Here is a 10,706-nt window from a genome sequence, read left to right on the forward strand (position 1 = left end):
CCTACCTCCCGTTCTGTTTCCGCCAGGCGGCGAAGCGCTCGAGGTTTTCCTCTTTCGTGGCCGGGTAGAGGCCGATGATGGTTTCGCCCGCCTTCACCTTTTCGAGGGCGAAGTCCTCGTAGGCGGTCATCTCCACCGCCTCGGTGGCGATCTCGTCGGCGAGGTGGGCGGGGATCACGATCACGCAGTCGTCGTCGCCCACCACGATGTCGCCCGGGAACACCGGCGCGTCGCCGCAGCCGATGGGGACGTTGATGTCGATCGCCTCGTTGTGGGTGAGGTTCGTGGGGGACGACGGGCGGTGGTGGTAGGCGGGGATGTCGAGCGTCGCGATGGTCATCGCGTCGCGGAAGCCGCCGTCGGTGACGACGCCTTCGGCGCCGCGGGTCATCAGGCGGGTGATGAGGATGTCGCCGGCGGAGGCGGCGCGCGCGTCCTTGCGCGAATCCATGACGAGGACGGCGCCCGGCGGGCACGTCTCGATGGCGTGGCGCTGGGGGTGTTCGGGATTGCGGAAGGCGGCCAGCGTGTTGCGGTCTTCGCGGGCGGGCATGTAGCGCAGGGTGAAGGCGGGGCCCACCATGTTGCGGCCCTTGGCGCCCACGGGGTGGACGTCCTGGATCACCTGGTTGCGGAAGCCGCGCTTGAAGAGGGCGGTCGCGAGGGTCGCCACCGAAACGGTGCGCAGCTTCTCGATGGTCTCCGGCAAAACGGGGGCGGGCGAAACGGGAGTGGGCGAAGGGGTGGTCACGGGCGGGCCTCGTGGGTGGCGGTTGTCCAGGGGGTCGCTTCGTCCGACAGGGTGAAGCCGAGGCCGGGGCGGTCGGACACCCACATGCGGCCGTCGCGGATTTCGAGGCGCTCGTTGAAGAGGGGTTCGAGCCACTCGAAGTGCTCGACCCACGGCTCCTGGGGGTAGGCGGCGGAGAGGTGGAGATGGATCTCCATCACGAAGTGCGGCGCGAGGCGGATGCGCTTGTGGTCGGCGGCCGCCATCACCTTGAGGCACGGCGTGATGCCGCCGATGCGCGGGGCGTCGGGCTGGAGGAAGTCGACGGCGTTAAGGTCGACGAGGCGCATCAGTTCGGCGGCGGAGGTCAGCATCTCGCCGGTGGCGATGGGAGTGGCGAGCTCGGCGGCGAGGGCGGCGTGGCCTTCGGCGTCGTGGGCGTCGAGGGGCTCTTCGATCCACACGAGGTTCAAGGGCTCGACGATGCGGCCGAAGCGCAGCGCGGTGATGCGGTCCCATTGCTGGTTGGCGTCGATCATGATCGGGGTGTCGGGGGCGACGCGGCGGACCATTTCGAGCCGCTCGATGTCCTTCATCGGGTCGGGCTGGCCGACCTTCAGCTTGATGCCGCCGATGCCGCGCTCCACCGCGCGGGCGACGCCCTCGCGCACGGCGCCGTCGTCGGAAGAGAAATAGCCGGCGGAGGTGTTGTAGACGCGCACCCCGTCGCGGTGGGCGCCGAGGAGTTTGGCGAGCGGCAGGCCGGCGCGCTTGGCCTTCATGTCCCACAGCGCGATGTCGAAGGCGGCGATCGCCTGCATCGCGAGGCCCGACCGGCCCATGGAGGCGCCAGCCCAGGCGAGCTTTTCGGCGAGGCGGGCGATGTCGTTCGGGTCTTCGCCCAGAAGCTCGCCGGCGATCTCCTTGGCGTGGGCGAACATCCCTTCGCCGCCGGCGCGGATCGAATAGGCGAAGCCGAGGCCCGTCGGCCCGTGCGCGCTCTCGATCTCGGCGATGAGGCACGGGACGTCGGAGAACGGCTTCTGCCGCCCCGTCATCACCTTGGCATCGGCGACCGGGGGCACATTGAGCGGCACACGCACGAGGCGCACCACCACGCGGGTGATGCGGTCGAGGGTGGCGGGGCCGGTGGCGAGACCCGCGGCGACGGGGTTTTCCGGGATCAGGCGCTGCATGGTCACGCCGTGTGGGTCGCGGACGTCCAGGCTCTCGCCTGGTCCGACAGGGTGAGGCCGAGGCCGGGGCGGTCCGGCACCCACATGCGGCCGTCGCGGATCTCGAGGCGCTCGTTGAAGAGGGGTTCCAGCCACTCGAAGTGCTCCACCCACGGCTCGTGCGGATAGGCGGCGGCGAGGTGGAGGTGGATCTCCATGGCGAAATGGGGGGCGAGGCGCATGCGCTTGTGGTCGGCGAGGGCGCAGATCTTCAGAAACGGCGTGATGCCGCCGACGCGCGGCGCGTCGGGCTGGATGAAGTCGACGCTATTGCAGCGGATCAGCTCGGCATGCTCGGCGGCGCTCGTCAGCATCTCGCCGGTGGCGATGGGGGTGGCGAGCTCGGCGGCGAGGGCGGCGTGACCCTCCGCGTCATAGGCGTCGAGGGGCTCTTCGATCCAGGTGAGGTTGAGCGGCTCGACGATGCGGCCGAAGCGCAACGCCGTCACCCGGTCCCATTGCTGGTTGGCGTCGATCATCACGGGCATCGAGCCGCCGACGTGGGCGCGCACCTCTTCGAGGCGCGCGATGTCGACCATCGGATCGGGCTGGCCGACCTTCAGCTTGATGCCGCCGATGCCGCGGGCGATGGCGGTGTCGATGCGCGCCTTCACCTCGTCCATCGCCATCGACAGGTAGCCGGACGAGGTGTTGTAGCAGCGCACCCCGTCGCGGTGGGCGCCCAGCAGCTTGGCGAGGGGGAGGCCGGCGCGCTTCGCCTTCATGTCCCACAGCGCGATGTCCATCGCGGCGATCGCCTGCACCGCGAGGCCCGAGCGGCCCATGGAGGCACCGGCCCAGCAGAGCTTGTCGTAGAGGCGGGCGGTGTCGTTGGGATCTTCGCCGATGAGTTCGCCGCAGATCTCCTTGGCGTGGGCGAAGAGGCCGGGGCCGCCGGCGCGCTTGGAATAGGAAAAGCCGAGCCCGGTGTGGCCGCCTTCGGAGGTGATCTCGGCGAACAGGAAGGCGATCTCGGTGAGGGGCTTTTGGCGGCCCGTCAGCACCTTGGCGTCGGAAATCGGGGAATGGAGCGGGAGGGCGGCGAGGCTCACCGTGACCTTGGCGATGCGGTCGAGGGTGGCGGGGCCGGGGGCAAGGCCCGCCTGCATCGGGTTCGCCGGAATCAGGCGCTCGCGCTGCGGCTTCTCGATCATGTTCATGGCATGGATCCGTTGGGGGTCGTGAGCGTCTCGCGGGCGACGCTGGCAAGGGTGTGGGTGAGGTCGTCGGCCCCCGGACGCAGGCACATGTGCGTCGCGACATTGCCGAGGGCGGGCAGACCGAGGTCGGGGCTCGCGCGCTCGAGCTGCGGGGTGATGTAGCTCGCCGGCAGCGGCGAGATGGCGAGGTCGGCCATCAACGCGGCCATCTGGCCGTGGGAGTATTCGCAGGAGAAGGCGGTGCGATAGGCGATCCCCGCCCGCTCCAGCGCCTCGACCGCCATGTGGCGCCACGGGCAGTTGTAGCCCGGCAGCGCCAGCGGCACGGGGCGCTGGAACATTGCCGTACCCCCCGCGCGCCCCAGCCACACGAGCGGCTCGGCGTGGAGGATCTCGCCCGGCAGCCCGCCCTTTTGGGCGGCCTCGGCGGCGACGAAGGCGATGTCGAGCTCGCCGCGCCCGAGGCGCTCCACCAATGTTGGGCTGAGGCCGAGGACGAGCTCGATCTCCGCCTCCGGGCAGAGCTTGGAGAACCGGGCGAGGGTGGGGGGCAGGAGGCGCGTCTCGTAGTCGTCCGGCGCGCCGACGCGCACGAGGCCCGAGAGGCGCGGTCCCAGGAAGCGCGACACCGCCTCCTCGTTGAGCGAGAGGATGCGCCGGGCGTAGTTCAGAAGCTCCTCGCCCGCCGAGGACAGGGCGACCGATCGGCCGGATTTTTCGAAGAGGCGCGTGGTGAGCTGGTCTTCGAGCCGCGCCATCTGCATCGACACCGCCGAGGGCGTGCGACGGACGCGCTCGGCGGCCGCCTTGAAGCTGCCGGTCTCGCACACCGAGACGAAGGTGCGGATGAGGTCGTGCTCCAGGAGAGGGGTCGGCATGGCGGGCTCCATCGTTGGCGATGGATCAAAATGACTGACCTTTGACGTCAGAACAATTCGTTCGACTGATGTGTCGTGCGGGCGCACAGTCCCCCTCGTCCAATCGACGAGGTGATGTGATGACGGAACGGACCGCGCTGCGGGATCGAACGGGCCTCCTCGGCGTCGCCGCCCGCTGGCGTGACGCGCGGCGGCGCCGACGGGCGATCGCGACGCTCTTGGAGCTGTCTCCGGCGGAGCTTGCCGACCTCGGCGTCGTGCGGGGCGAGGTCGAGGCGGCGCTTGCCGGGCGGGGCGATGCGCCGCGCCGCTTGGCGGAGGCGATGGCGGAGCGGGCGCGCACGGAGCGCGCCCCGGCACGGGTGCCCGGCGCGAAGCCTCTCCTCGCGCTCCTCGTGACGCCGGAGGGGCGGACGCGGACGATGGCGCGGCCGTTGCCTGGGGCGTGGAGCGAGGGGCGCGGGGCACGGCGGGCGGCCTAGTTGATCGCCGGCTCGGGCACGGCGGGGCCATATGCCGTCGTCAGGAAGTCGAAGTCGCAGCCCGAGTCCGCCTGCATGATGTGCTTGGTGAACATCACCCCATAGCCGCGCCCGTAGCGCGGGGCGGGCGGCGTCCAGGCGGCGCGGCGACGCTCCAGCTCCTCGTCCGACACGCGCATGTTGAGGGTGCGGTTCGGCACGTCGAGCTCGACGATGTCGCCCGTGCGCAGCAGCGCCAGCGGGCCGCCCACATAGGCCTCGGGAGCGACGTGCAGGATGCAGGCGCCGTAGGAGGTGCCGGACATCCGCGCGTCGGAGAGGCGCACCATGTCGCGATGGCCCTTCTTCAGCAGCGCCTGGGGCATCGGGATCATGCCCCATTCGGGCATGCCCGGCCCGCCTTGGGGTCCGGCGTTGCGCAGCACCAGCACCGTGTCGGGCGTCATCGGATGGTCGGGGTCGTTGATGATCGCCTTCAATTCGTCGTAGCTGTCGGCGACGAGGGCGCGGCCGGCGTGCACGCGGAACTTCGGATCGCAGGCGGCCGGCTTGATCACCGCGCCGTCGGGGGCGAGGTTGCCGCGCAGCACCGCGAGCGAGCCTTCGTGGTAGACCGGATTGTCGATCGGGCGGATGACGTCGTCGTTGAAGACGCGCGCTGTCTCGAGGCCTTCGCCGAGCGTCTTACCCGTCACCGTGATCACCGAGGTGTCGAGCTTGTCGCCGAGCACCTTCATGAGCGCGCGCAGGCCCCCGGCGTAGAAGAAGTCCTCCATCAGGTAGCCCTTGCCGGTGGGGCGGACGTTGGCGATCACCGGGGTGGTGTGGCCGATGGCGTCGAGGTCGTCGAGCGTCAGCGGGATGCCGGCGCGCCGGGCCATGGCGATGAGATGGATGATGGCGTTGGTCGAGCAGCCGGTCGCCATCGCCACCGTCACGGCGTTTCTGACGGCGGCTTCGGTGATGATCTTGTCGGGTGTGAGGTCCTCCCACACCATGTCGACGATGCGCCGGCCGCACTCCGCCGCCATGCGCTGGTGGTTGGCGTCGGCGGCCGGGATGGAGGAGGCGCCCGGCAGGGTGAGGCCGAGCCCTTCGGCGATGGCGGTCATGGTGGAGGCCGTGCCCATCGTCATGCAGTGGCCGTAGGAGCGGGCGATGCCGCCCTCGATGCCTTGCCACTCCTCCTTGGTGATGGTGCCGGCGCGCCGCTCGTCCCAGTATTTGAAGGAATCGGTGCCCGAGCCGAGCACCTGGCCGGCGTAGTTGCCGCGCAGCATCGGCCCGGCGGGCAGGTAGATGAACGGCACCCCCATGGAGACCGCCCCCATGGTGAGGCCGGGGGTGGTCTTGTCGCAGCCGCCCATCAGGACGGCGCCGTCGATCGGGTGGGAGCGCAACAGCTCCTCGGTCTCCATGGCGAGCATGTTGCGGTAGAGCATCGTCGTCGGCTTGACGAAGTTCTCCGACAGCGACAGCGCCGGCAGCTCCATCGGGAAGCCGCCGGCCTGCAGGATCCCCCGCTTCACCCACTCCACGCGATCCTTGAAATGCATGTGGCAGGGCTGCGCGTCGGACCAGGTGTTGACGATGGCGATGATCGGCTTGCCTTCCCAATCCTGCGGTCCGTAGCCCATCTGCATGGTGCGCGAACGGTGACCGAAGGAGCGGAAGTCGTCCGGTGCCATCCAGCGAGCGGAGCGGAGTTGGTCGTAGGTCTTGCGGGTCATCGGGGTCTCGAATCAGGAAATGGGTGCAGCAAACTCGAACATGAGGGCGATGAGGCCGGCAGCGAGGAAGACGCCGACGATCCACGGCGCGAAGCCGTAGGCGTCCATGTCTTTGCGGGCGTCGCGTCCCATCATGGCGGGTCTCCTTTTCTAACTGAGCGCGGCCGGAAGCCAGAGGGCGATCTGGGGAAAGATCATCACCAGGGCGAGACCGATGATCTGAAGGACGATGAAGGGCAGCACGGAGAGGAAGATTTCCTGCAGCGTCACGTCCCGCGGGGCCACCGACTTCAGCCAGAAGCAGGCCGGGCCGAAGGGCGGCGACAGGAAGTAGATCTGGATGTTCATCACGAAGAGGATGCCGAACCACACCTTCGCCTGGTCGACGGTGAGGCCGAGGTCGGGCGCCAGCGTCTCCACCACCGGCGCGAACACGGGCACGGTGATGAACACGATGGCGATCCACTCCATGAAGGTGCCGAGCACGACGAGGATCGCCATCATCACGAGGATCGTGCCGATCGCCGGCAGACCGAGGTCGAGGAAGAGGGAGCGCATGAAGTCGCCCCCGCCGACGAGGTTGAAGATGCCGACGAAGGAGACGGCGCCGAGGATCAGCCAGATGATGGTGCCGACGGTGGTCATGGAGCCGAGCAGCGCCGCCGAAATCACACTCCAGCGGAACTGGTTGCGCACGGCCGCGACGACGAGCGAGCCGAGGCAGCCGACGGCCGCCGCTTCGGTGACGGAGGCGACGCCGCCGTAGATCGAGCCCATCACCGCCGCGATCAGGATGATGCAGAGGATGACGGCCGTCATCCGCGCGCGCGAGAGGCCGCCCTTGTGGCCGGTGATCTCCGCCACCTCGGCCGCCGTCGGCGCCATCTTGGGGTTGAGGTTGACGCGCAGGAGCACGTAGCCGGCGTAGAAGAGGGCGAGCATGATGCCGGGGATCGCGCCGGCCATGAAGAGATCGCCGATGCCCACTTCCGCGGAGAGGCCGTAGACGATCATGATGATCGACGGCGGAATGAGGGTGGCGAGGGCGCCCGAGGCGCAGATCAGGCCGATCGTCAGCTTGCGGTCGTAGCCGAGGCGGAACATCTGCGGCAGCGCGACGAGGCCGAGCATGACGATCTCGCCGCCCATCACGCCCGACATCGCCGCGAGGATCACCGCCACGATGACGGTCTGCACCGCGACGCCGCCGCGCAGGTTGCCGGAGAAGATGCTCATCGCGTCGAAGAGGTCCTCGGCGATGCCGGCGCGCTCCAGGATCGATGCCATCAGCACGAAGAAGGGGATGGCGACGAGGGTGTAGTGCTCCAGAAGTCCCGCGGCGTTGGTCGAGACGAGATAGAGGCCGCGCGGTCCGAAGAAGGCGATCGCCATGATCACCGACACGATGAGGGTGACGATGCCGAGCGGCATTCCCGTCATCATCAGCGCGACGAGGAGGATCACCATGATGACGGAGATCGTGCCGAGGTCGTAGGCGCGCATGTTGAGGGCGCGGGAGGGATCGAGCGCGGCGGCGATGTCGGAGAAGAAGCCGGAGACGGTGCCGAACACCGAGGCCTCGCCCATGATCGCGGTGAGCGCGGCGGCGAGGAAGTAGATCAGCATGAACGCCGCGACGAGCTTCACCACGAGCCGCGACAGCGGCAGCCTCAGGTGGCGGTGAAGGTTGACGAGGAGCTGGGTGAGATAGAGGAAGCCGCCGAGCACCAGGAGCGACTTCAGCACCATCGGCATCGGCGAGTTGAAGGCGCTGCCGGTCTTCTCGAGCTGGCTGATGGAGATGTAGGCGCGCAGCGAGGCGTCGGACAGCAGCATGTAGAGCGCGACGATGCCGACGATCATCGCGAACGTGTCGAGCCACCAGCGGGTGCGCTCGGAGGCCATCACGTGGAAGACGGTGATGCCGATATGGCGCTGCTTCAGCGTGATGTAGCCCGACGACAGCATCCAGGTGGTGGCGCACAGCACCATCACCACCTCGAAGGCCCACAGCGTCGGCGCGTTGAAGAGGTAGCGGGCGAACACCTCGTAGAGGGTCACCCCGGCGGCGACCATGTAGAGCACGGAGACCGCGATGCCGCTGAAGTGGCTGACATGGTCGACCGGGCCATAGCGATCGAAGGGGAGCGTGCCCTCGGCATGGATCGGGTCGTCACCGGCGATCTCGACGTCGGTGTCCCGGTCGATACGCTGTTGCGTGTCGGTAGCCATGTCGTCTCCCCCTTGCGACGGCAGGTGGCGGCGGGTGATGCGGCGTCCGGTGGCCGGCGCCGGCCGCCACGATGGGCGGCTTCAGGCGGTCGGCGCGGCACGCGTCGCCCGCTCGGCAACGCAAGATGTTGTTCTGATTGTCGTCGTGATGGTGGGCGCGGTGGTGCCGCGCCCACGGGACGTGGCCGTCAGTCGGCCAGGAGGCCGGCTTCCTTCATGAAGCTGAGGTGCGACTCGTAGGTCTCCTTGGCGAGCGGAGAGCCGGCCGCGAAGGCCTCCCACGCCTCCACCGCGATGGCGCGCAGCTTGTCGCGCTCCTCCTGCGACCAGTCGATGATCTCGAGGTCGCCGGCGGCGCGGTCGCGGGCCACGAGCTTGCGGTCCTGCAGATCGACGGCGCGGCGCAGGTCGTTGTAGGCGGCCTCGTACCAGACCTCGAGGGCGGTCTGCTCGGCCGGCGTCAGCTCGTCCCACACCTGCTGGTTGAGGGTGAATTGCAGGATCGGGGTGGAGTGGATGCCCGGGAAGATCGGGAACTTGGCGATCTTGTGCATCCCGTTGGCGTCGTTGTTGGCGTAGGCCGAATTGTCGGCCGCGTCGATCACGCCGCGCTCGAGGGCGCCGTAGGTCTCCGATCCCGGCAGGGCGACGGGGGCGGCGCCGGCGCGCTTGAACACGTCCGAGGCGAGGCCTTCCGGCGAGCGGATCTTCTTGCCGGCGAGGTCGGCGACGCCGCGGATGGGCACGGTGGAGACGAACGCCTCGCGGGCGTAGGCGCCGCAGCCCACCACCTTCACGCCGGGGTGGTACTTGTCGTGGATCTTCTGCAGCATCTCCTTGCCGCCGCCACGCGCGCAGTAGGTCTGGATCTGGTCGGCCGTGTCGTAGCCGGCGATGAGGTCGCCCATCAGCGCGAAGGCCGGGTCCTTGCCGGCGAAGTAGTTGATGGAGGTGAGGTCGCCGTCGAGGATGCCGACGCCGATCGCCTCGGGTGTCTCGCGCCGCGGCACCACCGACTCGATGGGCAGGAGATCGATCTCCAGCGAGCCGTTGGTCATCTCCTTGAGCTTCGGCAACCACTCCTCGCGCAGGAACACGAGGCTGTAGTGGCTGGCGTTGGAGCTCGTCTGAACCTTGAGCGTGCGCGCTTCGGCCCCATCGGGCGAGGTGAAGCCCACCATCACTGCAATGGCGGTCGACATGGCGAGGGTCGCCATTCCTCTGACCATCATATCCGTCCTCCCTTGTTATTCGGTTCACCGGGCCCCGCAAGAATGGGACGTTGGTGCCGTTGAAGAATAGTAATATATTAGTTGGGTGATATTCGCAAACGGTTGGGAGTACCCGCTTTCGCAGTGCGGCGTGCCGCCTTAAACACCCGTGTCGAAGGGGATTGGCGATGGTTCTGGACGACGGTGCCGACCGCAGTGGCATGGGCCGAGGCATGGTGTCCGGCGCGGGCTCGTCCGCGGCGGCGCGGCTCTATGACGATGTGCGTCGCCGCATCATCTCGATGGAGATCGCGCCGGACTCGATCCTGTCGCGCGCCGAGCTCGCGCGCGAATACGGCGTTTCCCTCACACCGGTGCGCGAGGCGATCCAGCACCTCGAGCGCGACGGGCTGGTGGTGACTTTTCCGCAGTCGCGCACCGTCGTGACGCGGATCGACGCCTCGGCGATGTTCGAGGCGCACTTCCTGCGCGTTTCGGTGGAAACCGAGGTGGTGCGTAAGCTTGCCGCAGGTCGCCACGACGATGCCTGGCGGCAGGCCGGGGCGCTCATTCGCATGCAGGAGTCGCTGGTCGGCGACATCGACCAGATCGGCATGTTCTACAGCCTCGACGACACCTTCCACCGGCTGCTCTTCACCGAGATCGGCCATCTCGGCATCTACGGGCTCCTCAGCGGCCTGTCGGGCCATCTGGCGCGGGCGCGCCGGCTCGACGTGCCCCGGACCGAGAAGATGCAGGCGGTGGTGGACGAGCACCGGGCGGTGCTCGACGCGCTCCTCGTCAACGACCCGGAGGGCGCCGCGGAGGCGATGCGGGGCCATCTCAGCGGGACGATCCGACGGATCCAGGCCCTGCGGGCGGCGCACCCGAACGCCTTCATCGCCGCCTGAGGGGAGCAACCCTTGGTATCGAAACCGGGGAGACTTGCGCAATACGCGAGTGGAATGCTAGCATTTTACAAAACATTGCATTTTATATTCTCTTTAATCGCCTATGATCCCTTTGCTTCTTATTGCCGTTTCCAGGC

Annotated in this window: 10 protein-coding genes; 2 read left to right on the forward strand and 8 right to left on the reverse strand. The window is 68.4% G+C overall.

Annotation, left to right across the window (positions count from 1 at the left end; translation table 11 throughout):
• Window position 1: 1 nt before the first annotated feature.
• Genes JCR33_RS11325 through JCR33_RS11340 form a run of 4 tightly spaced genes read right to left on the reverse strand, consistent with a single transcriptional unit; the run spans window position 2 to window position 4,003 of the window.
• Window positions 2-709, reverse strand: a complete 708-nt coding sequence (locus tag JCR33_RS11325) for a ribonuclease activity regulator RraA (protein ID WP_198882227.1) — start codon at window positions 707-709, stop codon at window positions 2-4.
• Between the two features lie 38 nt (window positions 710-747).
• Entirely contained in the window at window positions 748-1,926 is a 1,179-nt protein-coding gene (locus JCR33_RS11330; protein WP_198882156.1) for an L-talarate/galactarate dehydratase, read from the reverse strand.
• Window positions 1,927-1,928: 2 nt separating this feature from the next.
• Entirely contained in the window at window positions 1,929-3,119 is a 1,191-nt protein-coding gene (locus tag JCR33_RS11335; protein ID WP_211110246.1) for an L-talarate/galactarate dehydratase, read from the reverse strand.
• 2 nt (window positions 3,120-3,121) lie between these two features.
• Window positions 3,122-4,003, reverse strand: coding sequence for a LysR substrate-binding domain-containing protein (locus tag JCR33_RS11340; RefSeq protein ID WP_198882157.1), 882 nt, complete (start codon window positions 4,001-4,003; stop codon window positions 3,122-3,124).
• Window positions 4,004-4,122: 119 nt separating this feature from the next.
• Between JCR33_RS11340 and JCR33_RS11345 the strand changes: the two genes are divergently transcribed.
• Window positions 4,123-4,485, forward strand: a complete 363-nt coding sequence (locus JCR33_RS11345) for a DUF1127 domain-containing protein (protein ID WP_198882158.1) — start codon at window positions 4,123-4,125, stop codon at window positions 4,483-4,485.
• Here JCR33_RS11345 and araD read toward each other — a convergent pair.
• From araD to JCR33_RS11365, 4 genes are all read right to left on the reverse strand, one after another.
• Window positions 4,482-6,215: an L-arabinonate dehydratase gene (gene araD, locus JCR33_RS11350; RefSeq protein ID WP_198882159.1), complete on the reverse strand. Its 1,734-nt coding sequence runs from the start codon at window positions 6,213-6,215 to the stop codon at window positions 4,482-4,484. The genes JCR33_RS11345 and araD overlap by 4 nt on opposite strands.
• Window positions 6,216-6,227: 12 nt before the next feature.
• The gene (locus JCR33_RS25310) at window positions 6,228-6,350 is read right to left on the reverse strand and encodes a dihydroxy-acid dehydratase (protein WP_198882160.1); all 123 of its coding nucleotides are present in this window, start codon (window positions 6,348-6,350) and stop codon (window positions 6,228-6,230) included.
• A 15-nt stretch (window positions 6,351-6,365) separates the two neighbouring features.
• The gene (locus JCR33_RS11360; protein WP_198882161.1) at window positions 6,366-8,447 is read right to left on the reverse strand and encodes a TRAP transporter large permease subunit; all 2,082 of its coding nucleotides are present in this window, start codon (window positions 8,445-8,447) and stop codon (window positions 6,366-6,368) included.
• Window positions 8,448-8,635: 188 nt separating this feature from the next.
• Window positions 8,636-9,679 carry a TRAP transporter substrate-binding protein gene (locus JCR33_RS11365; protein WP_211110211.1) on the reverse strand — a complete coding sequence of 348 codons (1,044 nt, stop codon included), beginning with the start codon at window positions 9,677-9,679 and terminating at the stop codon, window positions 8,636-8,638.
• A 167-nt stretch (window positions 9,680-9,846) separates the two neighbouring features.
• On the opposite strand from JCR33_RS11365, the gene JCR33_RS11370 reads away from it, so the two are divergent.
• Window positions 9,847-10,569, forward strand: coding sequence for a GntR family transcriptional regulator (locus JCR33_RS11370; protein ID WP_198882162.1), 723 nt, complete (start codon window positions 9,847-9,849; stop codon window positions 10,567-10,569).
• Window positions 10,570-10,706: the final 137 nt, after the last annotated feature.

Source organism: Acuticoccus mangrovi (genome assembly GCF_016411865.1).
GTDB lineage: Bacteria > Pseudomonadota > Alphaproteobacteria > Rhizobiales > Amorphaceae > Acuticoccus > Acuticoccus mangrovi.

Bases quoted from the DNA above. Each gene is read 5' to 3' on its own strand.
- JCR33_RS11330 (WP_198882156.1), bottom strand. From the start codon at position 1,926: ATGCAGCGCCTGATCCCGGAAAACCCCGTCGCCGCGGGTCTCGCCACC.
- JCR33_RS11335 (WP_211110246.1), bottom strand. From the start codon at position 3,119: ATGATCGAGAAGCCGCAGCGCGAGCGCCTGATTCCGGCGAACCCGATG.
- JCR33_RS11340 (WP_198882157.1), bottom strand. From the start codon at position 4,003: ATGCCGACCCCTCTCCTGGAGCACGACCTCATCCGCACCTTCGTCTCG.
- JCR33_RS11345 (WP_198882158.1), top strand. From the start codon at position 4,123: ATGACGGAACGGACCGCGCTGCGGGATCGAACGGGCCTCCTCGGCGTC.
- araD (WP_198882159.1), bottom strand. From the start codon at position 6,215: ATGACCCGCAAGACCTACGACCAACTCCGCTCCGCTCGCTGGATGGCA.
- JCR33_RS25310 (WP_198882160.1), bottom strand. From the start codon at position 6,350: ATGATGGGACGCGACGCCCGCAAAGACATGGACGCCTACGGCTTCGCG.
- JCR33_RS11360 (WP_198882161.1), bottom strand. From the start codon at position 8,447: ATGGCTACCGACACGCAACAGCGTATCGACCGGGACACCGACGTCGAG.
- JCR33_RS11365 (WP_211110211.1), bottom strand. From the start codon at position 9,679: ATGATGGTCAGAGGAATGGCGACCCTCGCCATGTCGACCGCCATTGCA.
- JCR33_RS11370 (WP_198882162.1), top strand. From the start codon at position 9,847: ATGGTTCTGGACGACGGTGCCGACCGCAGTGGCATGGGCCGAGGCATG.